Annotated in this window: 20 protein-coding genes; 13 read left to right on the top strand and 7 right to left on the bottom strand. The window is 70.4% G+C overall.

From position 1 onward, the window contains the following. The first annotated feature begins 53 nt into the window (after positions 1 to 53). The 13 genes from ABT057_RS35010 to recQ all read left to right on the top strand — a co-directional run bounded on the left by ABT057_RS35010 (position 54) and on the right by recQ (position 17344). Positions 54 to 800 carry an NADH-quinone oxidoreductase subunit C gene (locus ABT057_RS35010; protein WP_352347941.1) on the top strand — a complete coding sequence of 249 codons (747 nt, stop codon included), beginning with the start codon at positions 54 to 56 and terminating at the stop codon, positions 798 to 800. Further along, entirely contained in the window at positions 797 to 2119 is a 1323-nt protein-coding gene (locus ABT057_RS35005; RefSeq protein WP_352347896.1) for an NADH-quinone oxidoreductase subunit D, read from the top strand. The genes ABT057_RS35010 and ABT057_RS35005 overlap by 4 nt, the downstream gene beginning before the upstream one ends. After that, entirely contained in the window at positions 2116 to 3003 is an 888-nt protein-coding gene (gene nuoE / locus ABT057_RS35000) for an NADH-quinone oxidoreductase subunit NuoE (RefSeq protein ID WP_352347895.1), read from the top strand. Before ABT057_RS35005 ends, nuoE begins: the two co-directional genes overlap by 4 nt. Beyond that, the gene (gene nuoF, locus ABT057_RS34995; protein WP_352347894.1) at positions 3000 to 4349 is read left to right on the top strand and encodes an NADH-quinone oxidoreductase subunit NuoF; all 1350 of its coding nucleotides are present in this window, start codon (positions 3000 to 3002) and stop codon (positions 4347 to 4349) included. The genes nuoE and nuoF overlap by 4 nt, the downstream gene beginning before the upstream one ends. Beyond that, entirely contained in the window at positions 4346 to 6850 is a 2505-nt protein-coding gene (locus ABT057_RS34990; RefSeq protein ID WP_352347893.1) for an NADH-quinone oxidoreductase subunit G, read from the top strand. Before nuoF ends, ABT057_RS34990 begins: the two co-directional genes overlap by 4 nt. Continuing rightward, the gene (nuoH, locus tag ABT057_RS34985; RefSeq protein ID WP_352347892.1) at positions 6847 to 8208 is read left to right on the top strand and encodes an NADH-quinone oxidoreductase subunit NuoH; all 1362 of its coding nucleotides are present in this window, start codon (positions 6847 to 6849) and stop codon (positions 8206 to 8208) included. Before ABT057_RS34990 ends, nuoH begins: the two co-directional genes overlap by 4 nt. After that, positions 8201 to 8812 carry an NADH-quinone oxidoreductase subunit NuoI gene (nuoI, locus tag ABT057_RS34980; protein ID WP_352347891.1) on the top strand — a complete coding sequence of 204 codons (612 nt, stop codon included), beginning with the start codon at positions 8201 to 8203 and terminating at the stop codon, positions 8810 to 8812. Before nuoH ends, nuoI begins: the two co-directional genes overlap by 8 nt. Continuing rightward, a complete protein-coding gene (locus ABT057_RS34975; protein WP_352347890.1) occupies positions 8809 to 9660 on the top strand; it encodes an NADH-quinone oxidoreductase subunit J in 852 nt (283 codons plus the stop codon). The genes nuoI and ABT057_RS34975 overlap by 4 nt, the downstream gene beginning before the upstream one ends. Beyond that, the gene (gene nuoK, locus ABT057_RS34970; protein WP_003974374.1) at positions 9657 to 9956 is read left to right on the top strand and encodes an NADH-quinone oxidoreductase subunit NuoK; all 300 of its coding nucleotides are present in this window, start codon (positions 9657 to 9659) and stop codon (positions 9954 to 9956) included. The genes ABT057_RS34975 and nuoK overlap by 4 nt, the downstream gene beginning before the upstream one ends. A 15-nt stretch (positions 9957 to 9971) precedes the next feature. After that, on the top strand, positions 9972 to 11885 hold the full coding sequence (gene nuoL, locus ABT057_RS34965) for an NADH-quinone oxidoreductase subunit L (protein ID WP_352347889.1): 1914 nt from the start codon (positions 9972 to 9974) through the stop codon (positions 11883 to 11885). Between the two features lie 5 nt (positions 11886 to 11890). Beyond that, positions 11891 to 13462: an NADH-quinone oxidoreductase subunit M gene (locus ABT057_RS34960; protein WP_352347888.1), complete on the top strand. Its 1572-nt coding sequence runs from the start codon at positions 11891 to 11893 to the stop codon at positions 13460 to 13462. After that, complete coding sequence (gene nuoN / locus ABT057_RS34955) at positions 13459 to 15108, top strand: NADH-quinone oxidoreductase subunit NuoN (RefSeq protein WP_352347887.1); 1650 nt, start codon at positions 13459 to 13461, stop codon at positions 15106 to 15108. Before ABT057_RS34960 ends, nuoN begins: the two co-directional genes overlap by 4 nt. A gap of 199 nt (positions 15109 to 15307) precedes the next feature. Then, positions 15308 to 17344: a DNA helicase RecQ gene (recQ, locus tag ABT057_RS34950; RefSeq protein WP_352347886.1), complete on the top strand. Its 2037-nt coding sequence runs from the start codon at positions 15308 to 15310 to the stop codon at positions 17342 to 17344. Between the two features lie 69 nt (positions 17345 to 17413). Here the strand turns inward: recQ and ABT057_RS34945 are convergent, their stop codons facing one another. From ABT057_RS34945 to ABT057_RS34915, 7 genes are all read right to left on the bottom strand, one after another. Further along, positions 17414 to 20173 (bottom strand): fumarate reductase/succinate dehydrogenase flavoprotein subunit, encoded by a 2760-nt coding sequence (locus ABT057_RS34945; protein WP_352347884.1) that lies wholly within the window; start codon positions 20171 to 20173, stop codon positions 17414 to 17416. Between the two features lie 26 nt (positions 20174 to 20199). After that, on the bottom strand, positions 20200 to 20967 hold the full coding sequence (locus ABT057_RS34940) for an ABC transporter ATP-binding protein (protein ID WP_352347882.1): 768 nt from the start codon (positions 20965 to 20967) through the stop codon (positions 20200 to 20202). Further along, a complete protein-coding gene (locus tag ABT057_RS34935) occupies positions 20951 to 21814 on the bottom strand; it encodes an ABC transporter permease (protein WP_352347880.1) in 864 nt (287 codons plus the stop codon). Before ABT057_RS34935 ends, ABT057_RS34940 begins: the two co-directional genes overlap by 17 nt. Continuing rightward, complete coding sequence (locus ABT057_RS34930; RefSeq protein WP_352347878.1) at positions 21811 to 23154, bottom strand: ABC transporter substrate-binding protein; 1344 nt, start codon at positions 23152 to 23154, stop codon at positions 21811 to 21813. The genes ABT057_RS34935 and ABT057_RS34930 overlap by 4 nt, the downstream gene beginning before the upstream one ends. A 15-nt stretch (positions 23155 to 23169) precedes the next feature. Continuing rightward, positions 23170 to 23397, bottom strand: a complete 228-nt coding sequence (locus ABT057_RS34925) for a 4Fe-4S dicluster domain-containing protein (protein WP_352347876.1) — start codon at positions 23395 to 23397, stop codon at positions 23170 to 23172. 118 nt (positions 23398 to 23515) lie between these two features. Continuing rightward, entirely contained in the window at positions 23516 to 24304 is a 789-nt protein-coding gene (locus tag ABT057_RS34920; RefSeq protein ID WP_352347874.1) for a GntR family transcriptional regulator, read from the bottom strand. 206 nt (positions 24305 to 24510) lie between these two features. Continuing rightward, entirely contained in the window at positions 24511 to 25449 is a 939-nt protein-coding gene (locus ABT057_RS34915; protein ID WP_352347872.1) for a M56 family metallopeptidase, read from the bottom strand. Positions 25450 to 25477: the final 28 nt, after the last annotated feature.

Raw genomic sequence — 25477 nt, 5'->3', positions numbered from 1 at the left:
ACGCGAACAACGCCGGCGCATCGGCGAACGGCGTGAACGGCTCCTCGAACGGGGTGAACGGCTCCTCGGGCGGGGCGAACGGCGTGAACCCCGAGAGGGACCTCTCCGTCGAGAACCTTCCGGGCCAGCGTGGCCAGGGCGGCGAGGAGGTCCGCGTGCAGCGCGGGATGTTCGGCGCCGACAACGGCGGCGACACCTCCGGCTACGGCGGCCTGGTCCGCTCGGTCCGCCTCCCCGGCCCGGCCGCCCGGCCCTATGGAGGCTGGTTCGACGAGGTCGCCGACGAACTGGAAGGCGCGCTGGAGGAGCAGGGCCTGCTTCCCGGGAACGCCATCGAGAAGACGGTCGTCGACCGCGGCGAGCTCACCTTCCACATCGAGCGCGAACACCTGCACCGCGTCGCCCGCACCCTGCGCGACGACCCGGCCCTGCGCTTCGAGCTCTGCATGGGGGTGAGCGGAGTCCACTACCTCGGCGACAAGGGCCGCGAGCTGCACGCCGTCTACCACCTGCGCTCGATCACCCACAACCGGCAGATCCGCCTCGAGGTCAGTGCGCCGGACGCCGACCCGCACATCCCGTCCCTGGTCGGCGTGTACCCGACGAACGACTGGCACGAGCGCGAGACCTACGACTTCTTCGGGATCGTCTTCGACGGTCACCCGGCCCTGACGCGGATCATGATGCCGGACGACTGGCAGGGCCATCCGCAGCGCAAGGACTACCCCCTCGGCGGCATCCCCGTCGAGTACAAGGGCGCCCAGATCCCGGCTCCGGACCAGCGGAGGTCGTACTCGTGAGCACACAGTCAGCATCCGCCCGGGAAACCACCGAGGGCACCGTATACACGGTCACCGGCGGTGACTGGGACGAGGTCGTCCAGTCCGCGGCCCGCGCCGACGACGAGCGCATCGTCGTCAACATGGGCCCCCAGCACCCCTCCACCCACGGCGTGCTCCGCCTGATCCTGGAGATCGAGGGAGAGACGGTCACCGAGGCCCGCTGCGGCATCGGCTACCTCCACACCGGTATCGAGAAGAACCTCGAGTTCCGCACGTGGACGCAGGGCACCACGTTCGTGACGCGCATGGATTACCTGACGTCCTTCTTCAACGAGACCGCCTACTGTCTCGCCGTCGAGAAACTCCTCGGCATCGAGGACCAGATCCCCGAGCGTGCCAAGATCATCCGGGTGCTCCTGATGGAGCTGAACCGGATGTCCTCCCACCTGGTGTGCATCGCCACCGGCGGCATGGAGCTCGGCGCCACCACGATCATGATCTACGGCTTCCGTGACCGGGAGATGATCCTCGACATCTACGAGCTCATCACGGGCCTGCGGATGAACCACGCGTACATCCGCCCCGGCGGACTCGCCCAGGACCTGCCGCCCGGCGCGGTGGACCACATCCGCGAGTTCGTGAAGAAGATGAAGAAGAACCTTCCCGAGTACGACAAGCTCGCCACCGGGAACCCCATCTTCAAGGCCCGTATGCAGGACGTCGGCTACCTCGACCTGGCGGGCTGCATGGCCCTCGGCGCCACCGGCCCCATCCTGCGCTCCACCGGTCTCCCGCACGACCTGCGCAAGGCCCAGCCGTACTGCGACTACGAGACGTACGACTTCGACGTCCCCACGGCCGACACCTGCGATTCCTACGGCCGCTTCCTGATCCGGCTGGAGGAGATGCGCCAGTCGCTCCGCATCGTCGAACAGTGCCTGGACCGGCTCCAGCCCGGCCCGGTCATGGTCGGCGACAAGAAGATCGCCTGGCCGGCCCAGCTCGCCCTGGGACCGGACGGACTGGGCAACTCCCTCGACCACATCAAGAAGATCATGGGCACCTCCATGGAGGCCCTGATCCACCACTTCAAGCTGGTGACCGAGGGTTTCCGCGTCCCGCCGGGACAGGCGTACGCGGCGGTCGAGTCGCCCAAGGGCGAACTCGGGGTGCACGCCGTTTCCGACGGAGGCACCCGCCCCTACCGGGTCCACTTCCGCGACCCGTCCTTCACCAACCTGCAGGCCATGGCGGCGATGTGCGAGGGCGGCCAGGTCGCCGACGTCATCGTCGCCGTCGCGTCCATCGACCCCGTGATGGGAGGCGTCGACCGGTGACCACCTCTTCTTCCGAGCGGGGCGTCAGCCTGGGCATGCCCGAACTGCCCGCGCCCGCCTACCCGGACGACGTCCGGGCCAGGCTGGAGGCGGACGCGCGCGACGTCGTCGCCCGCTACCCCGACTCCCGGTCCGCGCTCCTGCCGTTGCTGCATCTCGTGCAGTCGGAGGAGGGCCACGTCACGCGCACCGGGATGCAGTTCTGCGCGGACGTGCTCGGCCTGACCACGGCCGAGGTCACCGCGGTCGCCACCTTCTACACCATGTACCGGCGCCGGCCGAGCGGTGACTACCAGGTGGGCGTCTGCACCAACACCCTGTGCGCGGTGATGGGCGGCGACGCGATCTTCGAGTCGCTTCAGGAGTACCTCGGCGTCGGCAACGGCGAGACCACCGACGACGGAAAGATCACCCTGGAGCACATCGAGTGCAACGCGGCCTGCGACTTCGCGCCGGTCGTGATGGTCAACTGGGAGTTCTTCGACAACCAGACCGTGCAGAGCGCGAAGCGCCTGGTGGACGACCTGCGGGGCGGACACGAGGTGTCGCCCACGCGCGGGGCGCCGCTGTGCACCTTCAAGGAGACCGCCCGGATCCTGGCCGGATTCCCCGACGCACGGGACGGCGCCGTCGAGGCGGGCGGCAGCGCGGGACCGGCGTCGCTGGTGGGCCTCCGCCTGGCCAGGGGAGAGACCCCGTCCGCGCGCGTGGTCCACCCGCGGGACGGCGGGCCGCACGACGAACCGCAGGACAGGGCGCCGGGCGACGCGACAGCGCACCAGCCGTCGCCGGCCGAGCACCTCAGTTCACATGACGCGCCGCAGGACACATCGGCCTCCGACCCCGCCCATCCGGCAGGGCCCGCCGCCGAGGAGGGGGAGTGATGACCTTGGCACCCGAGCTGAAAGGCAGCAGCCCCGAGAAGCTGCTCGCACCCGTGCTGTCGGCCTTCTGGGACGAGGAGAGGTCCTGGTCGCTGGACGTCTACCGAAGGCACGAGGGATACGAGGGACTCCGCAAGGCGCTCGCCATGTCCCCCGACGAAGTGATCGCGTACGTCAAGGAATCCGGTCTGCGCGGGCGCGGCGGCGCGGGGTTCCCGACGGGAATGAAATGGCAGTTCATTCCCCAGGGTGATGGAAAGCCGCACTATCTAGTTGTCAACGCCGACGAATCGGAGCCGGGCACCTGCAAGGACATCCCGCTCCTCTTCGCGAACCCGCATAGCCTCATCGAGGGCATTGTGATCGCGTGTTATGCCATCAGGTCTTCGCATGCCTTCATCTATCTGCGCGGTGAAGTCGTCCCTGTTCTGCGGCGGTTGCACGAGGCCGTGCGTGAGGCCTACGCGGCGGGCTACCTCGGCGAGAACGTCCTCGGCAGCGGACTCGACCTGGAACTCACCGTGCACGCCGGCGCGGGGGCGTACATCTGCGGTGAGGAGACCGCGCTGCTGGACTCCCTCGAAGGCCGCCGTGGTCAACCGCGGCTGCGTCCCCCCTTTCCTGCGGTCGCAGGCCTCTATGCCTGCCCGACTGTTGTGAACAACGTCGAGTCCATCGCGTCGGTTCCCGCCATCCTGAAAAACGGGAAAGAATGGTTCAGGTCGATGGGCAGCGAGAAGTCCCCGGGCTTCACGCTCTACTCGCTCAGCGGCCATGTCGCCAGCCCCGGCCAGTACGAGGCCCCGCTCGGCATCACCCTCCGCCAGCTCCTCGAGATGAGCGGTGGCATGCGACCGGGCCACCGCCTGAAGTTCTGGACGCCGGGCGGCTCCTCGACCCCGATGTTCACCGACGAGCACCTCGACGTCCCGCTCGACTACGAAGGAGTGGGCGCCGCGGGTTCCATGCTCGGCACGAAAGCACTCCAGTGCTTCGACGAGACGACCTGTGTGGTGCGCGCCGTCACCCGGTGGACCGAGTTCTACGCCCACGAGTCCTGCGGCAAGTGCACACCCTGCCGCGAAGGCACCTACTGGCTCGTGCAGTTGCTGCGCGACATCGAGGCCGGCAAGGGCGTGATGTCCGACCTCGACAAGCTGAACGACATCGCCGACAACATCAACGGCAAGTCGTTCTGCGCCCTCGGTGACGGCGCCGCCTCGCCGATCTTCTCCTCGCTCAAGTACTTCCGTGCGGAGTACGAGGAGCACATCACGGGCCGGGGCTGCCCCTTCGACCCGGCGAAGTCGACGGCCTGGGCCGACCGCCCGGAGGTGAACGCATGACAGTGACCACCAGCGCTCCCTCGGGAGGGGGAGAGGCGGCGGTCCCGCCGGAGGACCTCGTGACGCTGACGATCGACGGCGCGGAGATCAGTGTGCCCAAGGGCACTCTGGTCATCCGGGCCGCCGAGCAGCTCGGCATCGAGATCCCCCGCTTCTGCGACCATCCCCTCCTCGACCCGGCCGGCGCCTGCCGCCAGTGCATCGTCGAGGTCGAGGGCCAGCGCAAGCCGATGGCGTCCTGCACGATCACGTGCACGGACGGGATGGTGGTGAAGACCCACCTCACCTCGCCGGTCGCCGAGAAGGCGCAGCACGGTGTGATGGAGCTGCTCCTCATCAACCACCCGCTGGACTGCCCGGTCTGCGACAAGGGCGGCGAGTGCCCCCTGCAGAACCAGGCGATGTCGCACGGACAGGCCGAGTCCCGCTTCGAGGGCCGCAAGCGCACGTACGAGAAGCCCGTCCCGATCTCCACGCAGGTCCTGCTCGACCGTGAGCGGTGCGTGCTGTGCGCCCGCTGCACCCGGTTCTCCAACCAGGTCGCGGGCGACCCGATGATCGAGCTGATCGAGCGGGGCGCGCTGCAGCAGGTCGGTACCGGTGAGGGCGACCCGTTCGAGTCGTACTTCTCCGGCAACACCATCCAGATCTGCCCGGTCGGCGCGCTGACCTCGGCGGCGTACCGATTCCGCTCCCGCCCCTTCGACCTGGTCTCCACGCCCTCGGTGTGCGAGCACTGCTCCGGCGGCTGCGCCACGCGCACCGACCACCGGCGCGGCAAGATCATGCGGCGCCTGGCGGCGAACGACCCCGAGGTCAACGAGGAGTGGATCTGCGACAAGGGGCGTTTCGGGTTCCGCTACGCGCAACAGCGCGACCGGCTTCAGACGCCCCTGGTGCGCAACGCCGAGGGCGAGCTCGAACCGGCGTCCTGGCCGGAGGCGCTGCAGATCGCCGCACAGGGACTGCTCGCCTCGCGCGGCCGGACCGGCGTCCTGACCGGCGGCCGGCTCACCATCGAGGACGCGTACGCGTACAGCAAGTTCGCGCGCGTGGCGCTCGACACCAACGACATCGACTTCCGCGCGCGCGTGCACAGCGGAGAGGAGGCCGACTTCCTGGCGGCACGGGTGGCGGGCCGCGGCCGTGACCTCGACGGTGCGGGCGTCACGTACACCTCGCTGGAGAAGGCGCCCGCCGTCCTGCTGGTCGGCTTCGAGTCCGAGGAGGAGGCGCCCGGCGTCTTCCTGCGGCTGCGCAAGGCCTGGCGGAGGCACGGGCAGCGGGTGTTCTCGCTCGCCACGTACGCCACTCGTGGCCTGGATAAGGCGGGCGGCACGCTGCTGCCGGCCGCCCCGGGCACCGAGACCGAGTGGCTGGACGCGCTCGCCGGCGGTGTCGGGCTGGAGGAATCCGGCCACAGGGCCGCCGAGGCGCTGCGGACCGAGGGTGCGGTGATCGTCGTCGGAGAGCGGCTGGCCGGGGTGGCCGGCGGGCTCACCGCGGCCGTACGCGCCGCGAACGCCACCGGCGCGGGGCTGGTGTGGATTCCGCGCCGGGCGGGGGAGCGGGGCGCGATCGAGGCGGGCGCGCTGCCGTCGTTGCTGCCGGGCGGACGTCCGGCCACCGACCCGCGCGCGCGGGAGGAGGTCGCGGCCGCCTGGGGTGTCGCCGAACTCCCGGACCGCTACGGCCGGGACACCGGACAGATCGTCGAGGCCGCCGCGGCCGGTGAGCTGCAGGCGCTGCTCGTCGCGGGGGTGGAGGTCGCCGACCTGCCCGACCCGGCACGCGCGCGTGCGGCGCTCGCCGAGGCGGGCTTCGTGGTGTCGCTGGAGCTGCGGCCCAGCGAGGTCTCGCGGCACGCGGACGTCGTCCTGCCTGTCGCGGCGGTCGCCGAGAAGGCGGGTGCCTTCCTCAACTGGGAGGGCCGGGTCCGCTTCTTCGAGGCCGCCCTCAAGCCCGAGCAGATGACCCGCCGCCTGGCGCCGTCCGACGCGCGCGTGCTGCAGATGCTCGCCGACGCCATGGACGTCCACCTCGGCCTGCCGGACCTGCGCACCGCGCGTGCGGAGCTCGACCGGCTCGGCGCCTGGGACGGTCCGCGGGGCACCGAGCCCCTGGAGACGGGCGGTGTCCTGCCCAGGCCCGCCGCCGGGGAAGCCGTCCTGGCCGGGCACCGGCTGCTGCTCGACCAAGGCCTCCTCCAGGAGGGCGACGAGGCGCTCGCCGGCACCCGGCACGCCGCACACGCGCGCGTGTCCGCCGCCACGGCCGCCGAAGCGGGCGTCGAGGACGGTGCCGTACTCGCCGTGACCGGCACCACCGGGACGGTCGAACTACCCCTCAGGATCACCGAGATGCCCGACCGCGTGGTCTGGCTCCCACTGAACTCCACCGGCGGCGGCGTCGCCTCCGACTCCGGGGCCACCCCCGGCTCCCTCGTCCGCATCGGCCCGGCGACGCCCGCCACCGACGCACCGAAGGAGGTGGAGGAATGAGCCCGTACCTCGCCGCCGAAGACCTCTCGATGTTCGGCCGCGACCCCTGGTGGCTGGTCGTCGTCAAGGCGGTCTTCTGCTTCGCCTTCCTGATGGTGACCGTGCTGTTCTCCATCGTCTGGGAGCGCAAGGTCGTCGCCTGGATGCAGTTGCGCGTCGGCCCCAACCGGCACGGCCCCTGGGGCATGCTCCAGTCTCTCGCCGACGGCATCAAGCTGATGCTGAAGGAAGACCTGATCGTCAAACGCGCCGACAAGGTGGTGTACGTCCTCGCGCCGATCGTGGCGGCCATCCCGGCCTTCATGGCGATCGCGGTGATCCCCTTCGGCCCGGCCGACAACGAGATCTCCATCTTCGGCACGCGCACGACGATGCAGCTCACGGACCTGCCGATCGCGATGCTCTACATCCTCGCGGTCGCCTCGGTCGGCATCTACGGCATCGTCCTCGCGGGCTGGAGCTCAGGGTCGACGTACCCGCTCCTCGGTGGTCTGCGCTCCTGCGCGCAGATGATCTCGTACGAGATCGCCATGGGCGCCGCGTTCGCCTCGGTGTTCCTCTACTCGGGGTCCATGTCGACGTCGACGATCGTCGAACAGCAGCACGATCGCTGGTACATCATCCTGCTGCCGGTCTCGTTCCTCCTCTACATCGTCACGATGGTCGGCGAGACCAACCGCGCGCCCTTCGACATGCCGGAGTCCGAGGGCGACCTGGTCGGTGGCTTCAACACCGAGTACTCGTCGATCAAGTTCGCGATGTTCATGCTCGCCGAGTACGTCAACATGGTGACGGTCTCGGCCGTGTCCACCACGCTCTTCCTCGGCGGCTGGCGGGCCCCCTGGCCGGTCAGCGGCTTCTGGGAGGGCGCGAACCACGGCTGGTGGCCGATGCTCTGGTTCGTGATCAAGGTCCAGCTGCTGCTGTTCTTCTTCATCTGGCTGCGCGGCACGCTTCCCCGCGTCCGCTACGACCAGCTGATGAAGCTCGGCTGGAAGGTCCTCATCCCGGTGTCGGTGACCTGGCTCATGCTCGTCGCGACCGTACGGACCCTGCGCAACGAGAACTACGGCTTCGCCGACATCGCCCTCTACGTCGCCGGCGGTGTCCTGGTCCTGCTGCTGCTCTCCTTCGTCGTGGACATGTTCCGCAGCAGCGCCAAGGAGGCCGAGGCCCCCGCCGAACCCGCCGGCTTCGACCCGATGGCGGGCGGATTCCCCGTACCGCCGCTGCCCGGACAGGAGCTCGCGCCGGTACCGAGGCGCAGCCCGCGCCGGGAGCGGGAGCTGATTGTCAGTGGCGGACCCGACACTGTCAGTGACGGATCGCTGGATGGAAAGGAGGCGTCCGATGGCTGAGGAGCCGAAGGAGACCGGGCAGTCGAAGCCTGGCTTCCAGAACCCCGTGGCCGGCTTCGGCGTGACCTTCAAGGCCATGTTCAAGAAGCGGCTGACCGAGCAGTACCCGGAGCAGAAGAAGACCACGGCCCCGCGGTTCCACGGACGGCACCAGCTCAACCGTCATCCGGACGGCCTGGAGAAGTGCGTCGGCTGCGAGCTGTGCGCCTGGGCCTGCCCCGCCGACGCCATCTACGTCGAGGGCGCGGACAACACCGACGAGGAGCGCTACTCGCCGGGCGAGCGGTACGGCCGGGTGTACCAGATCAACTACGCCCGCTGCATCCTGTGCGGTCTGTGCATCGAGGCCTGTCCCACCCGAGCGCTGACGATGACCAACGAGTTCGAGCTCGCGGACAGCAGCCGCGCCAACCTGATCTACACCAAGGAGCAGCTGCTGGCCGGCCTCGAGGACGGCATGGTCGACTCGCCGCACGCGATCTACCCGGGGACGGACGAGCAGGACTACTACCGGGGCCTGGTCACCGAGGCCGCGCCCGGTACCGAGCGCCAGGTGGCCGTCTCCAAGGGCGAGGAGCCCTCCCCGGAGGAGGTGGAGGCATGAGCCAGCTCGCCGCCTACTCCACCTCCACCGGAGAGGCCTTCCAGTTCTGGGTCCTCGGCACCGTCGCCGTGATCGGCGCCCTGTGCACCGTCTTCATGAAGAGGGCCGTACACAGCGCGCTCTGCCTGGCCGGCACCATGATCATCCTGGCGGTGTTCTACCTCGCCAACGGCGCCTACTTCCTGGGCATCGTGCAGATCGTCGTCTACACCGGCGCGATCATGATGCTGTTCCTGTTCGTGGTGATGCTCGTCGGCGTCACCGCGGCGGACTCCCTGAAGGAGACCATCAAGGGCCAGCGCTGGCTGGCCCTGGTGTGCGGTCTCGGCTTCGGTGTGCTGCTGTTCGCCGGCATCGGCAACGCCTCCCTGACGGAGTTCGACGGCCTCTCGCAGGCGAACGCGAACGGCAACGTGGAGGGCCTCGCCGCCCTCATCTTCACCAAGTACGTCTTCGCCTTCGAAATCACCGGCGCCCTGCTGATCACGGCCGCCGTCGGCGCCATGGTGCTCACCCACCGCGAGCGCACCGAGCGCGCCAGGACCCAGCGCGAGATGGCCGAACAGCGCGTCCGCGAGGGCAGGCACGTACCGCCGCTGCCCGCGCCGGGTGTGTACGCGCGGCACAACGCGGTGGACATCGCGGGTCTGCTGCCCGACGGCACCCCCTCGGAGCTCACGGTCAGCAGCACCCTGCGCGAGCGCGGCCAGATCCGTGACGTGTCCGCCGAGGCGCTGAGCGACCTCAAAGCGCTGGAGCAGCGCGCCGAGGACCGCTTGGAGCGGTCCGCCATCGAGCCGCCGCACCTGGGGCCGAACTCCAGGCGGACCGAGGAGGCGTCGAAGTGAACCCCGTCAACTACCTCTACCTCGCGGCCCTGCTGTTCACGATCGGTGCGACCGGCGTGCTGATCAGGCGCAACGCGATCGTCGTGTTCATGTGCATCGAGCTGATGCTCAACGCCTGCAACCTCGCGTTCGTCGCCTTCTCCCGGATGCACGGCAATCTCGACGGCCAGATCATCGCCTTCTTCACGATGGTCGTCGCCGCCGCGGAGGTCGTGGTGGGACTCGCGATCATCGTGTCGCTGTTCCGTTCCCGCCACTCGGCCTCGGTCGACGACGCCAGCCTGATGAAGCTGTAAGGGGTCGGAAGAATCGTGGAGAACCTGATCGCGCTGCTGATCGCGGCGCCCCTGCTCGGAGCGGCCGTCCTCCTGGTCGGCGGCCGCCGGCTCGACGCCGTCGGCCACTGGATCGGCACGCTCCTCGCGGCCGTCTCCTTCGTGTTCGGCGTCGTCCTCTTCGGTGACCTGCTCAGCAGGAGCGCCGACGACCGGACGCTCACCCAGCACCTGTTCAGCTGGATCCCCGTAGAGGGCTTCCAGGCGGACGTCGCCTTCCGCCTGGACCAGCTGTCCGTGACGTTCGTCCTGCTGATCACGGGCGTCGGCTCGCTGATCCACCTGTACTCCATCGGGTACATGGAGCACGACGAGCGCCGCCGCCGCTTCTTCGGCTACCTCAACCTGTTCCTCGCGGCGATGCTCCTGCTCGTCCTCGCCGACAACTATCTGCTGCTGTACGTCGGCTGGGAGGGCGTCGGTCTCGCCTCCTACCTGCTGATCGGCTTCTGGCAGCACAAGCCCAGCGCCGCCACCGCCGCGAAGAAGGCCTTCCTGGTCAACCGTGTCGGCGACATGGGCCTGTCGATCGCCATCATGCTGATGTTCACCACCTTCGGGACCTTCGCCTTCGGACCGCTGCTCGGGACGGAGGGAGAACCCGGAATCGCCGGGGACGCGACCGAGGGCAAGCTCACCGCGATCGCCCTGATGCTGCTGCTCGCCGCCTGCGGCAAGTCCGCCCAGGTGCCGCTGCAGTCCTGGCTCGGGGACGCGATGGAGGGCCCGACCCCGGTCTCCGCCCTCATCCACGCGGCGACGATGGTGACCGCCGGCGTCTACCTCATCGTCCGCTCGGCGGCCATCTTCAACGGCGCGCCGGACGCTCAACTCGTCGTCACGGTCGTCGGAGCCGTCACGCTCCTCTTCGGTGCGATCGTCGGTTGCGCGAAGGACGACATCAAGAAGGCGCTGGCCGGCTCGACCATGTCGCAGATCGGCTACATGGTGCTGGCCGCGGGTCTCGGCCCGATCGGCTACGTCTTCGCGATCATGCACCTGGTGACGCACGGCTTCTTCAAGGCCGGGCTGTTCCTCGGCGCCGGCTCGGTCATGCACGGCATGAACGACGAGGTCGACATGCGCAAGTACGGCGGCCTGCGGAAGTACATGCCGATCACCTTCGTCACCTTCGGCCTCGGCTACCTCGCCATCATCGGCTTCCCGGGTCTGTCCGGCTTCTTCTCCAAGGACAAGATCATCGAGGCGGCGTTCGCCAAGGGCGGCACCGAGGGCTGGATCCTCGGCGGGTGTGCCCTGCTCGGCGCGGCCATCACCGCCTTCTACATGACGCGCGTGATGCTGATGACGTTCTTCGGCGAGAAGCGCTGGCAGCCCGACGCCGAGGGGCACGATCCGCATCCGCACGAGTCCCCCAAGTCCATGACGATCCCGATGATCGTGCTGGCGTTCGGGTCGGTCTTCGCCGGCGGGTTCTTCAGTATCGGCGACCGTTTCCTGCACTGGCTCGAGCCGGTCACCGGACACAGTGAGGGCGACTCCCCGCTCAGCGTGGCGACCGTCACCGGAGCGACCATGGTCTGCCTGCTCATCGGCGTGGCCATCGCCTGGGCCCAGTACGGCCGCCGCCCGGTCCCGGTCGTCGCCCCGCGCGGGTCGCTGCTCACCCGGGCCGCCCGCCGCGACCTGCTCCAGGACGACTTCAACCACGTGGTCCTGGTCCGCGGCGGCGAGCACCTCACACGCTCCCTGGTCTACGTCGACCACACCCTGGTCGACGGTGTCGTCAACGGCACGGCGGCCTCGGTCGGCGGCCTCTCCGGGCGCATGCGCAAGCTCCAGAACGGCTTCGCGCGGTCGTACGCGGTCTCGATGTTCGGGGGTGCGGCGCTCCTCATCGCCGCGACCCTGCTGATGAGGGCGGTCTGATACCGATGTCCTTTCCTCTGCTGACAGCGACGGCCGCGCTCCCGGCGATCGGGGCGGTGGCCACGGCCGCCGTCCCGGCCGCCCGGCGCAACTCCGCCAAGTCGCTGGCCCTGCTCGTCTCCCTGGGCACCCTGGCCCTGGCGATCGTCATCCTGGTCCGCTTCGACCCGGACGGCAGCCGCTACCAACTCACCGAATCCCACTCCTGGATCAAGGACTTCGGGGTCCGCTACGAACTGGGGGTGGACGGCATCGCGGTGGCGCTCATCGCGCTGACCGCCCTGCTGATCCCCTTCATCATCCTGGCGGGCTGGCACGACGCCGACCCGCTGGAGACCGGCAGCAGGCGCTGGCGGCCCACCCAGGGCTTCTTCGCCCTGATCCTGGCCGTCGAGGCGATGGTGATCATCTCTTTCGAGGCCACCGACGTCTTCGTCTTCTACATCTTCTTCGAAGCCATGCTCATCCCGATGTACTTCCTCATCGGCGGCTTCGGGGACCATGCCCACGAGCACGGCGAGGAGGCGGCCTCCACGCAGCGGTCGTACGCGGCCGTGAAGTTCCTGCTCTACAACCTGGTCGGCGGGCTGATCATGCTGGCCGCGGTGATCGGGTTGTACGTGGTCGCCGGGAACTTCAGCCTTCAGGAGATCGCGGAGGCCCGGGCCAACGGCTCGCTGGACATGGCGACGAACACCGAACGCTGGCTGTTCCTCGGCTTCTTCTTCGCCTTCGCGGTGAAGGCGCCCCTGTGGCCGCTGCACACCTGGCTGCCCAACGCCATGCAGGAGTCCACCACCCCGGTCGCGGTGCTCATCACGGCGGTCGTCGACAAGGTCGGCACCTTCGCGATGCTCCGCTTCTGCCTCCAGCTGTTCCCGGAGGCCAGCAAGTGGGCGACGCCTGCCATCCTCGTCCTGGCGCTGATCAGCATCATCTACGGCGCGCTGCTCGCCGTGGGGCAGCGCGACATCAAGCGGCTGGTGGCGTACGCGTCGATCTCGCACTTCGGGTTCATCATCCTGGGCATCTTCGCGATGACCAGCCAGGGCCAGTCCGGCGCGACGCTCTACATGGTCAACCACGGCATCTCGACGGCAGCCCTGATGCTGGTCGCCGGCTTCCTGATCTCCCGGCGCGGCTCGCGGCTCATCGCCGACTACGGCGGGGTCCAGAAGGTCGCCCCGGTGCTGGCCGGCACGTTCCTGATCGGCGGCCTGGCGACCCTGTCGCTGCCCGGACTCGCACCCTTCGTGAGCGAGTTCCTGGTCCTGGTCGGCACCTTCGCGCGCTATCCGGCGATCGGCATCATCGCCACCTTCGGCATCGTGCTCGCCGCGCTCTACACCCTCGTCCTCTACCAGCGGACGATGACCGGACCGGTGAAGCCCGAGGTCTCGGCGATGCCCGACCTCCGCGCGCGTGAGCTCGCGGTCGTCGCCCCGCTGATCGTGCTGCTGATCTTCCTGGGCGTCTACCCGAAGCCCGTCACGGACATCGTGAACCCGGCGGTCAAGCAGACCTTGTCCGACGTACACAAGAAGGACCCCCGGCCCGAGGTGGAGGCGGCCAAGTGAGCGCAACAGCCGTCCACAGCCTGTGGACAACCGCGGCCGAGCCGATCGCGAAGATCGACGCGCCGAAGATCGAATACGGGCAACTGTCGCCCACCCTGATCGTCGTAGGCGCGGCGATCGTCGGGGTGCTCGTCGAGGCGTTCGTGCCGCGCAAGTACCGCTACCACGTGCAGTTGTGGGCGTCCGCCGCCGCCCTCGTCGTCGCGTTCGTGGCGGTGGTCGTCCTCGCGACGCACGGCTACGGCACCACCAAGGCGCGCATCGCGGCCATGGGAGCCGTCGCCGTCGACGGACCGGCCCTCTTCCTTCAGGGCACGATCCTGCTGGCCGCCCTGGTCGGCCTGTTCACCTTCGCCGAACGCCGCCTCGACCCCGAGACGCACGGCAACCGGGTCGACTCCTTCGCCGCCCAGGCGGCCTCCGTGCCCGGCAGTGACAGCGAGAAAGCCGCGGTCAAGGCCGGTTTCACCACCACCGAGGTCTTCCCGCTGCTGCTGTTCGCGGTCGCCGGCATGCTGGTCTTCCCGGCGGCCAACGACCTGCTGACCCTGTTCGTCGCCCTGGAAGTCTTCTCACTGCCGCTGTACCTCCTGTGTGCCCTGGCCCGCCGCAAGCGGCTCATGTCACAGGAGGCCGCGGTCAAGTACTTCCTGCTCGGTGCGTTCGCCTCCGCCTTCACCCTGTTCGGCATCGCCCTGCTGTACGGCTACGCCGGTTCGGTGTCCTACGGGACGATCGCGCAGGTCGTGGACGGCACCGTGAAGAACGTCGACCCGGCCCTCGCCGACACCATGGGCAACGACGCACTGCTGCTCATCGGCACTGCCATGATCGTCATGGGCCTGCTGTTCAAGGTCGGCGCGGTGCCGTTCCACATGTGGACGCCGGACGTCTACCAGGGCGCTCCCACGCCGGTCACCGGCTTCATGGCGGCGGCGACCAAGGTGGCCGCCTTCGGCGCGCTGCTGCGCATCCTGTACGTCGTCCTGCCCGGCCTCCGCTGGGACTGGCGGCCGGTCATGTGGGGCGTCGCGATCATCACCATGCTGGGCGGCGCGATCGTCGCGATCACCCAGACCGACATCAAGCGGCTGCTGGCGTACTCGTCCATCGCGCACGCCGGATTCATCCTCGCCGGTGTCATCGCGACCACCCCCGACGGCGTCTCCTCCGTGCTCTTCTACCTGGCCGCGTACTCGTTCGTGACGATCGGCGCGTTCGCGGTGGTCACGCTGGTCCGCGACGCCGGTGGCGAGGCCACACACCTGTCCAAATGGGCCGGCCTCGGCCGGCGTTCGCCGCTGGTGGCGGCCGTCTTCGCCGTGTTCCTGCTGGCCTTCGCCGGCATCCCGCTCACCTCCGGGTTCGCCGGGAAGTTCGCCGTGTTCAAGGCGGCGGCGGAAGGCGGGGCAGCCCCGCTGGTCGTGGTCGGTGTGATCTCGTCGGCGATCGCCGCGTTCTTCTACATCCGGGTGATCGTGCTGATGTTCTTCAGCGAGCCGAGGCCCGAGGGCCCGACCGTCGCCGTCCCGTCGCCGCTGACGATGGTGGCGATCGGCGTGGGCGTCGCGGTCACCCTGGTGCTCGGTGTGGCGCCGCAGTACTTCCTGGACCTGGCGAACCAGGCCGGGGTGTTCGTGCGCTGAGCTGCGGTGCGCCGCCCGTGCGGTGGGCCCGGTTCCCTGACGGGGGCCGGGCCCACCCGCGTATGTACGGTCATGCGTTCGAGTTGGCCGTCCGGGTACACGGAGTCACCGCGTCGAGCCTGTGGATAACCCCGGCGCTGTCAGTCCGGACCCCTATCGTGGAGGCAGTGGTCGAAGGACGACGTACGGGGGACGAGCGATGGGCGGGACGGGCGGGATCGACGAGATGACAGGGATCACCGGGACACCGGGGCGGACCGACAGTGAGGCCCTGGCCACGCTGCACCGGGTCTTCGGATACGAGGCATTCCGCGGCGAGCAGGAAGCGGTCATCGACCATGTGGTGGCCGGAGGGGACGCGGTCGTCCTCATGCCGACCGGCGGCGGCAAGTCGCTGTGCTACCAGATCCCGGCGCTGGTCAGACCGGGCACGGGGGTGGTCGTCTCCCCGCTGATCGCGCTGATGCAGGACCAGGTGGACGCCCTGCGCGCGCTCGGCGTACGCGCCGGGTTCATGAACTCCACGCAGGACTTCGACGAACGGCGGGTCGTCGAGGCCGAGTTCCTCGCCGGCGAGCTGGACCTGCTGTACCTGGCGCCCGAGCGGCTGCGGCTGGACTCCGCGCTCGATCTGCTCTCCCGCGGCAAGATCTCGGTCTTCGCGATCGACGAGGCGCACTGCGTGTCCCAGTGGGGCCACGACTTCCGCCCCGACTACCTGACCCTCTCCCTGCTCGGCGAGCGCTGGCCCGACGTCCCGCGGATCGCGCTCACGGCGACGGCCACCCGGGCGACGCACCAGGAGATCACCCAGCGGCTGAACATGCCGGCGGCCCGGCATTTCGTCGCCAGCTTCGACCGGCCCAACATCCAGTACCGGATCGTGCCCAAGGCCGACCCCAAGAAGCAGCTGCTGCACTTCCTGCGTGAGGAGCACGCGGGCGACGCCGGCATCGTGTACTGCCTCTCGCGCAACTCCGTGGACAAGACCGCGGAGTTCCTCTCGAAGAACGGCGTCGAGGCCGTCCCGTACCACGCGGGCCTGGACGCGGGCACCCGCGCCGCGCACCAGTCCCGGTTCCTGCGCGAGGAAGGCCTCGTCGTCTGCGCGACCATCGCCTTCGGCATGGGCATCGACAAGCCGGACGTCCGCTTCGTCGCCCACCTCGACCTACCCAAGTCGATCGAGGGCTACTACCAGGAGACCGGCCGCGCGGGCCGCGACGGACTGCCGTCGACGGCCTGGATGGCCTACGGCCTGAACGACGTCATACAGCAGCGCAAGCTCATCCAGTCCGGCGAGGGCGACGAGGCCTTCCGCCGCCGGGCCGCCGCGCACCTCGACTCGATGCTGGCGCTGTGCGAGACCGCCCGCTGCCGCCGCGGTCAGCTCCTCGCCTACTTCGGCCAGGAGCCGGGCGCGACGGGCTGCGGCAACTGCGACACCTGCCTCACACCCCCCGAGACCTGGGACGGCACGGTCGCCGCGCAGAAGGTGCTGTCCACGGTGGTGCGGCTGCAGCGGGAGCGCGGACAGAAGTTCGGCGCCGTGCAGATCGTCGACATCCTGCTGGGCAGGCGCACGGCCAAGGTCATCCAGTTCGACCACGACCAGCTGTCCGTGTTCGGCATCGGCGAGGATCTCCCCGAGGGTGAATGGCGGGGCGTCGTCCGGCAGTTGCTGGCGCAGGGGCTGCTCGCCGTCGAGGGGGAGTACGGCACCCTGGTGCTGACCGAGGACAGCGGCGCGGTACTGCGGCGCGAGCGGGACGTGCCGCTGCGCAAGGAGCCGAAGAGGCCGGTGACCGCGAAGGCCTCCGGCTCGTCCGGGGGATCCTCCTCCGGCAAGGGCAAGCCCAGGGCGGCCGCGGCCGAGCTGCCGGAGGAACTGCTCCCCGCCTTCGAGGCCCTGCGCGCATGGCGCGCCGAACAGGCCCGCGAACAGGGCGTCCCGGCCTACGTCATCTTCCACGACGCGACGCTCAGGGAGATCGTCACCGCCTGGCCGACGTCGGTGCGGCAGCTCGGCGGCATCAGCGGCGTCGGCGACAAGAAGCTGGCCACGTACGGCGAGGGCGTCGTCGCGGTACTGGCGGAACTGAGCGGTGCGCCGGGCGCCGACCACGGTGAGAAGGACGCCGGCGGTGAGAAGGACGCCGCCCGGGATCCCGGCGCCGGGACCGACGACCACTGGCCCGAGATGGACGAGGAGCCGGAGCCGGACGACTGGATATAGACGTCCGGATACAGGCGTCCGGATGCAGAGGTCCGGATAAGGGGGCCGGACGGCAGTCCCGAGGCACGCTCACAGCGCCCGTGCCGCGTACGCCCTGACATCCGCGTCCGAGTCCGACGTCGCCGTGGCGAGGGCCGCGAGGGCGTCCTCGGCGCGGCGGTGGCGGGTCAGGGCCAGGACGGCGGCCTTGCGGACATCGGCGTTCGGGTCGGCGAGGACCTTGGCGAGAGCGGGCACCGCGATGTCGGACGCGGCGGCGGAGAGCGCCGTCGCGGCCCCGGAGCGTACCTGCCAGGCCGGATCGGCCAGGGCGGCCACGGCGCGGGCGGCGAGCGGGCCCGGGCAGCCGGTGGTGCCCAGCGCGGCGTAGGCGGCGCCCCGGACCAGGGCGTCGGCGTCCTCGGTGAGCCGGTCGAGGATGGCGGTGACGGGGTTCTCCGGTGTCACGGCGACGCCCGCCAGCGCCTTGGCCACCGTGACGCGGACCTCCCGGGAGGGGTCGTCCGCGGCCCGGGACAGCGGGGCGACCGCGTCCACCGAGACGAGGGCGCGCACGGCCTCGATCCTGACCGCGATGTCCGGGTCGGCCAGTACGCCGGCGAACAGTTCGGGGCCGCCGAGGCGCAGTGCCCGCAAGACGTCGAGCGCCGCGGCGCGGACGACGGGGTCGGGTTCGGCGAGCGCGGCGGTGAGGCCGTCGCGCAGGGCCGGCTCGGGCGGCAGCGTCTCGACCAGTTCACGCAGCGAGGCGGCCGCGGTGGCGCGGACCTCGCCGTCCGGGTCGCCGAGGGCACCGGCCAGCGCCCGCCCGGTGCCGGGCGGCACGGACTCGGTGAGAACGGAGACGGCAGTCCGGCGCACCGCGGGATCGGGGTCGGCCAAGTAGGGCTCGACGGCGGCCAGTTCGGGTTGTTCTTCGGCCAGCACCAGCAGGTCGAGGAGCCGGGGCGAGGCCGCTCCGTGCAGGCCGCCACGGTCCACGGACCCGGCGGCCCGGGCGGACGTCGGCCCCGCGGCCACCGGGGCCACGTCCCGTGAGCCGGCCGTGGCCACGTGCTCGGGGTGGACCTCGCCGAGCAGCCGGGACGGACCGCCGACGGGGCTGAACTCGTCGACCGGAACCAGATAGGGAGCCACGGGCCGGGCCGTGAACTCCATCGCACCGGAGGGGGACTTGTGCAGATCGAGATGGTGGAACCAGGACGCGTCGTCGCGCCCCGGATGGTCGAGGCGGTCGTGGTACAGGCCCCAGCGCGACTCCGTGCGGGCCAGGGAGGCACGCGCGGCCATCTCCGCGCAGTCGCGGATGAAGGTCACCTCGGCGCAGCGCATCAGCTCGTGCGCGGTGCGGGCACCCATCGCGGCGATGTCGGTGCGCATCCGCTCGAAGGCCTCCAGGGCCAGCGACAGCCGCGCACCCGATTTCGGCGGGGCCACGTAGTCGTTCACGAAGCGGCGCAGCTTGTACTCGACCTGGGTCTGCGGCGGGCCGTCGGGGTTGCGCAGCGGGCGGTAGACCAGCTCGTGCGCCTCCCTGAGCTGATCGGCCGGCAACTCCCCTCCGTACGGCGTGTACCGGGCCGCGTCGGCACCCGCGAGCTCGCCGAAGACGAACGCGCCGATCATGTAGTTGTGCGGTACGCAGGCCAGGTCTCCTGCCGCGTACAGCCGGGGGACGGTCGTACGGGCGTGGTCGTCGACCCGCACGCCCGAGGCCGAATGGCCGCCGCACAGGCCGATCTCGGAGATGTGCATCTCGATGTCATGGGTGCGGTAGTCGTGGCCCCGGCCGGCGTGGAAGGTGCCGCGGGTCGGCCGCTCGGTGGAGTGCAGGATCGACTCGAGGGCGGAGACCGACTCCTCCGGGAGGTGGCTGAGCTTCAGGTACACCGGTCCGCGGTCGCTCGCGACCTCCGCCGCGAACTCGGCCATCATCTGGCCCGACCAGTAGTCGGAGTCGACGAAGCGCTCACCGTGCCGGTTGACCTGGTAACCGCCGAAGGGGTTGGCGACGTAGGCGCAGGCGGGGCCGTTGTAGTCCTTGATCAGCGGATTGATCTGGAAGCACTCGATGCCGGTCAGCTCGGCGCCCGCGTGGTACGCCATGGCGTAGCCGTCACCCGCGTTGGTCGGGTTCTCGTAGGTGCCGTAGAGGTATCCGGAGGCGGGCAGGCCGAGGCGGCCGCAGGCACCGGTGGCGAGGATCACGGCGCCCGCTCGGACGGTGACGAACCGCCCGGTGCGGGTGTTGAAGCCCGCCGCGCCCACGGCGCGTCCCCCGGCGGTCAGGACCCGCACCGGCATCACCCGGTTCTCGATCCGGATCCGTTCCCGCATCTCGCGTCGCCGCAACTGCCGGTACAGCACCTTCTTGACGTCCTTGCCCTCCGGCATCGGCAGCACGTAGGAGCCGGAGCGGTGGACCTGACGGACGGCGTACTCGCCGTGCTCGTCCTTCTCGAACTTCACGCCGTACGACTCCAGGCGCTGCACCATGGCGAAGCCGCGGGTGGCGGTCTGGCGGACGGTGGACTGGTCGACGATGCCGTCGTTGGCGCGGGTGATCTCGGCGACGTAGTCGTCGGGCTCCGCACGGCCCGGGACGACCGCGTTGTTGACGCCGTCCATGCCCATGGCGAGCGCGCCGGAGTGCCGGACGTGTGCCTTCTCCAGGAGAAGGACGTCCGCGCCGTGCTCGGCGGCGGTCAGCGCGGCCATGGTGCCGGCGGTGCCGCCACCGATGACGAGGACGTCGCAGGCCAGCTCTTCGGCGTCGGTGAGCGCGGGTATCTGCAGAGGGGTGTCCACCGGGGTGCCTTTCGGATGCATCGGACGCTTCGGATCCTCCGCGAGGATCAGAGGCTCGGTGAGGAGAGGACGTCGTGCCGCAGGGCCAGGCGCGCCGGGTCGTCGCGGGCGGCGCGGTCGCGGGGGCGCGGCACGTCCCGTACGGCGGTGAGCCGGCCCGCGCCGAGGAGGGCCACGCGGTCGCCGAGGAACAGCGCCTCGTCCACGTCGTGGGTGACGAAGACGACGGTCGCGCCCGTGCCCTGCAACACCTCCACCAGCAGGTCCTGCATGCCGGCGCGGGTCTGGGCGTCGAGGGCGCCGAACGGCTCGTCCATGAGGACGGCGCGGGGCGCCCCCGCGAGGGCACGGGCCAGCTGGGCGCGCTGGCGCTGCCCGCCGGAGACGCGGTGGGGCAGCCGGCGGGCGTGCTCGGTGAGCCCGACCCCGGCCAGCCACGCTTCGGCCTGCGTACGGCGCTCGGCGCGCGGCACGCCGCGAATCGCCAGCGGGAGCTCGACGTTGGCGCGCAGGGTGCGCCAGGGCAGGAGGGCGTCCTCCTGGAAGACCAGGGCGCGGTCGGCGGCGGGGCCGGTCAGCGGACGTGTGTCCTGGGTGACCTCGCCCGCGAGCGGCGACAGAAGCCCGGCCAGGGTGCGCAGCAGGGTCGACTTGCCGCAGCCGGACGGCCCGACGACGGTGAGGATCTCGCCGGGCGCGATGTCGAGGTCGACCCCGTCCAGGACGGGTGCGCCGGGGCGGCCGAGGGTGACACCGCGCAGGGCGAGCGCCGCGCCCGCGCGGGAGCCGGGGCGGACGTCAGACGAGCTGGTCATGGGGCACGTCCTTCTCGGTGCGGGGCCCGGCGGGTACGGGGGTGACGGCGCGGGGCGGCTGCCTCGGGGGACGCGCCCCGGGGTCGTAGGACGTGCGCGGCAGCCAGCGGGTGAGGCGGCGGCCGAGGAGTTCCACCGCGGTGGAGGTGGCCCAGCCGAGCACCCCGATCGTGACCATGCCGACGAACACCCCCGGGTAGTCGACGACGGTGTAGTCCTGCCAGGTGCGGTAGCCGACGCCGTACTGGCCGGAGATCATCTCGGCCGAGATCACGCAGATCCACGACACGCCGATGCCGACGGACAGTCCGCCGAAGATTCCGGGCAGCGCGCCGGGCAGGACGACCGAGCCGAGGATCCGCCACCGGCCGCCGCCCATGGTGCGCACCGCCTCCTCCCACACGGGGGTCAGCGCGCGGACCGCGTGCCGGGTGGACACCAGGACAGGGAAGAAGGCGGCGGTGAAGGTGATGAAGACGATGCCCTGCTCGTTGGAGGGGAACAGGAGGATCGACACGGGCACGAGCGCGATGGCCGGAATGGGCCGGACGACTTCCAGGAGCGGGCCGAGCAGGTCCTCGGCGAGCCGCGAGCGCGCAACGAGCACACCCGTGGCCACGCCCAGCGCGGCGGCCAGCAGGAAGCCGGTGAGGATACGGGTGAGGCTGTCGGTGAGGTCGGTCCAGTAGTCGCCGCCGGCCAGCCGGTCGGCGAACGTCCGGGCCACGTCGGCGACCGTCGGGAACTGCGAGAACCGCAGCCACAGGTCGACGTTCAGGCTGGTCAGCAGCTGCCACAGGCCGAGGGCGGCCGCCACCGACGCCACCCGCAGCGCATACCGCCTCACGACGCCCGCCCCAGCGCGTCGGTGTACGTGACCACGCGTGCCCCGCCGTGTGCGCCGACGTAGGCCTGTGCGGTCGCCGGAGCGACGAACGGCAGCAGGGTCCCGCCGTCGGTGACCCAGACCGCCTTGTCGGCGAACCAGAGGGTGCCGGTGGTGGCGTCGGGGACGTACGCGGCGCGGATGCCGTCCTTGTGCCGGGCGACGTAGGCCAGCAGGTCGGCCGGAGTTGTGAAGCTCCGGGTCTTCTCGGAGTCCTTGGGCCACACCTCGCTCGCGGCCGCCGGGGGCTTCGCGGCGAGCTGTTCGGCGTACGACGAGCCGAGCGCCCTCTTCACGTACTTGTCGTCGACGAAGGAGTCCACGTCGACGTCGCCGGTCAGTTTCGCCGCTTTCAGGACGGACACGTCCTTCTTCAGGGCGGACACCAGTTGCGGCTTGACGGCGGGGTCGAAGGTGGAGATGCCGTGGGCGCCGTTGTAGAGGTAGACCACTTCGGCGGGCAGGCCGGTGGCCTTCGCGACGCTCTCGGCGGCGGCCACGGGGTGCTTGTCGAGGTAGGCGGTGGCCTCCGCCTGGGCCTTCAGGAACGCCTCGAGAACGGCCGGGTGCTTCTTCGCGAAGTCCTCGCGGGCGGTGACGCCGTGGAAGGTGGGCAGGTCCAGCTGGGCGCCGTCGTAGAGGGCCTTCGCCTTGCCCTGGTAGGTGAGCAGGCCCGGCCAGGCGACGAACTGCGAGAGCGCGTCCGCGCTGCCGGCGGAGAGGGCCGACGCGCCGACCGCTGGCTGCTGGTTGAGCTTCTCGATGCCCTTGTCCGGGTCGATGCCGGCCCGCTGCAGAGCGCGTACGAGGGTGCCGTCGGCGGCGGAGCCCACGCTCGTGGAGACCTTCCTGCCCTTGAGGTCCTCGAGGGAGTTGAGCTTGGAGTCCGGCGCGGTGACGATGGTGTTGAGGCCGCCGCGGAGGTTGTAGCCGGTGACCGAGACAAGGTGCGTGGGCTTGCCCAGCTGCTTGCCCCGGGCCGCGTTGATGAGCAGCGGGAAGTCGCCCATCGAACCGATGTCGATCTTCCCGGCGGTCATCTGGGCGGTGATGGGGGCGCCGGTGGCGTAGTCCTGCCAGTCGACCTTGTAGGTGTGGCCGTCGTGGAGCGAGTTCAGCTGCTTCTCGAAGGAGCCGAGGGAGCGCAGCAGGGTTCCGGCGGTGACCGTGTTGATGGTCTTGGACTGGTAGCCGACGGTGACGGTGACCGTGGAGCCGTCACCGGCCTCGGCGCTGCCGCCGCAGGCGGTGAGCGGAAGGAGAAGGAGGGCGGCGGACGCGGCGACCGCTTTGGGTTTCATCGGGGGTTCTGCCTTTCACCGGAGCAGGTAGGGCATGTTGACCGTGACGGCTCCGGTGGGACAGCGGGCCGCGCACGGGCCGCAGTACCAGCACTCGTCGACGTGCATGTACGCCTTGCCGTTGCTCTCGTCGATGGCGAGGGAGTCCAGCGGGCACATGTCCACACAGAGCGTGCAGCCGTCGATGCACTTCGACTCGTCGATGGTCACGGGCACGTCGGCCCGCTGGGGCGTCAGCGGCATGGCGGTCTCCAGAAAAATCCTGAGAAACGGAGAGAAATCCTGCGCGGCAGTGAACCGATGGGGCCCTGCCGAACGATGAAGGGGTGAAGGGCGCGGGGAGAGGAGGGGGAAAGGCGGGTCAGCGGGAGCGGTGCAGCAGGCCGCTCATTGAGATGCGGTCGCCGCGGAAGCGGATGAACTCCAGGTCGACCGGGCGCCCGTCGGCGAGATGCGTGAGGCGTTCCAGCATCAGGACGGCGGCGCCGCGCGGGGCCTCCAGTACGGCGGCGGAGTTGGCGTCCGCGTTCACCGCCTCGAGGGTGATCTCGGCGTGGCCGAGGCGCTGGCCGGTGATGGCTTCCAGGAGGCGGAAGACGTCGGTGTTCTCCAGGTCGGCGCCGAGCAGGGCGGTGCCGATGTCGAGCGGGATGTAGGTGAGGTCCAGAGAGAGGGGGAGCCCGTTGAGACGGCGCAGTCGTTCGATGTACAGCACGTCGGCGCCCGGTGGTACCCGGAGGCGGTCGGCGACCGGGGCGGGCGCGGCGACGGGGCCCATGGTGCGGACCTCGTTGGTGACGCGTCCGTGTTCGTGCAGGGTTTCGGCCAGACCCATCAGCCGGTCCAGGCCGTGCGGGTACTTCTGGGCGACGACCACGGTGCCGACGCCCGGCAGTCGTTCCACCAGTCCTTCGGCGCGCAGTAGATCGAGGGCCTGGCGCACGGTGTTGCGGGAGGCCCGGTATTCGGTGGCAAGGGTCGACTCGTGCGGAAGCGAACCGTCCGGGAACGCGTCGCTCAGCAGTTGGCGGCGGAGCAGGTCGGCGAGCTGGCGGGCCCGGTCGGCACGCAGTCGACGGCGCGCGCGGTGGGCGGCGACGGTGGTCGCGCCTTGTCCGGCGTGGTCGCGGATGCGGTCGGTGGGCGGCATGTCGGGAACCATAGCTATCCGGTCGGGATAGTGGTGTTGCGGCAGTGTTGCGCCAGTCTCCGAACCGTCAGATACCGCGCTGACCTGCGGTTCCTCTGAACGGGCAGCAAGATCTGCCACCGTCCTGCCGACTGGCGGACCGACAGCTGTGCCGTCCCGTGGCTCCAGGTGCTCCGGCATGACCGGCGATGCCTAGTGCCGCGGCACTAGGAGAGCGCCGACAGGCCGGGCGCGAAGGCGATCAGCAGCGGGAGCAGAGGGACCAGGCCGGCGACGGCCGTGGTCAGGGCACGGTGCCTGCGGCCCAGACGGGGCGGCGGCTCGAGGAGACGGTCGACGCGTTCGCCCAGGAGGCGGTGGCTGGAGGCGCAGGACAGGACGCCCCGGTGCTGGTTCAGCTCGATCAGGGCCAGGGCGGTGGTCAGGTGGCCGCAGCGGCGCGAGGCGCTGTCGTCGGCGGCGAGTTCGACCAGGCGGTGGGTCTGGTCGCAGAAATGGGAGAAGAGCGGAATGCGGGGGAATCCGGTGGCCAGGGCGGTCGAGAGGTGCAGGAGCCAGTCGTGGTGGGCGCGGGCGTGGCCGCGCTCATGGGTGAGGACGGCGTCCAATTGGTGGGCGGTGAGGCGGTGCAGGGCCCCGGTGGTGACGATCAGCTGGGGCGGGTGGCCCGGCAGCCACCAGGCGTCGGGGTACTCGTCCTCCAGCACCAGCAGCGGGCCGCGCGCCGAGGGCAGGCCGGCGGGCAGGTCCGGAGCGCGTTCCCGCAGGTGGGCGCGGGCTTGGCCGCGGCGTCGGCGGGCGTCGACGAGTTCGCGGGCCAGCATGGCGGTGGTCCAGGCGGCCCCGCAGGCCAGCAGCAGGGTCAGGGCGGTCGCCCAGGGTGGAGCGGCGGAGAGGTCGTACGCCTCGGTGACCTCGGTCGGTGCGGGAGCGAAGACCTGGGTGCGGACGGTGTGGAAGACGGCGGCGGCACCGAGCGTCAGCGCCGTCAGGCAGCACAGCAGGACCGTGGCGACCAGGCACTGCCACACCCACAGTGCCACCACCGGCTCCCGCTCGGGCCACTCGGCCCGGGTGAGCGCACGCGGGACCGGCACGGCGGCCGTCACGGCGACGGCGCTCAGCAGGAGCAGGCAGACAGTCATGCCACGGGTTCCCGGATCGTGGTCGGAG

It is taken from the genome of Streptomyces sp. NPDC002588, assembly GCF_040295925.1.
In the GTDB taxonomy this organism is placed as follows: Bacteria; Actinomycetota; Actinomycetes; order Streptomycetales; family Streptomycetaceae; genus Streptomyces.
The sequence above is the reverse complement of the archived record's forward strand: the minus strand, read 5'-3'. Positions and strand labels throughout refer to the sequence as shown.

Bases quoted from the DNA above. Each gene is read 5' to 3' on its own strand.
- ABT057_RS34975 (WP_352347890.1), top strand. From the start codon at position 8,809: ATGAGCCAGCTCGCCGCCTACTCCACCTCCACCGGAGAGGCCTTCCAG.
- ABT057_RS34915 (WP_352347872.1), bottom strand. From the start codon at position 25,449: ATGACTGTCTGCCTGCTCCTGCTGAGCGCCGTCGCCGTGACGGCCGCC.
- nuoI (WP_352347891.1), top strand. From the start codon at position 8,201: ATGGCTGAGGAGCCGAAGGAGACCGGGCAGTCGAAGCCTGGCTTCCAG.
- ABT057_RS34960 (WP_352347888.1), top strand. From the start codon at position 11,891: ATGTCCTTTCCTCTGCTGACAGCGACGGCCGCGCTCCCGGCGATCGGG.
- nuoH (WP_352347892.1), top strand. From the start codon at position 6,847: ATGAGCCCGTACCTCGCCGCCGAAGACCTCTCGATGTTCGGCCGCGAC.
- ABT057_RS34945 (WP_352347884.1), bottom strand. From the start codon at position 20,173: ATGCATCCGAAAGGCACCCCGGTGGACACCCCTCTGCAGATACCCGCG.
- ABT057_RS34930 (WP_352347878.1), bottom strand. From the start codon at position 23,154: ATGAAACCCAAAGCGGTCGCCGCGTCCGCCGCCCTCCTTCTCCTTCCG.
- ABT057_RS34940 (WP_352347882.1), bottom strand. From the start codon at position 20,967: ATGACCAGCTCGTCTGACGTCCGCCCCGGCTCCCGCGCGGGCGCGGCG.
- recQ (WP_352347886.1), top strand. From the start codon at position 15,308: ATGGGCGGGACGGGCGGGATCGACGAGATGACAGGGATCACCGGGACA.
- ABT057_RS34990 (WP_352347893.1), top strand. From the start codon at position 4,346: ATGACAGTGACCACCAGCGCTCCCTCGGGAGGGGGAGAGGCGGCGGTC.
- ABT057_RS34925 (WP_352347876.1), bottom strand. From the start codon at position 23,397: ATGCCGCTGACGCCCCAGCGGGCCGACGTGCCCGTGACCATCGACGAG.
- ABT057_RS34920 (WP_352347874.1), bottom strand. From the start codon at position 24,304: ATGCCGCCCACCGACCGCATCCGCGACCACGCCGGACAAGGCGCGACC.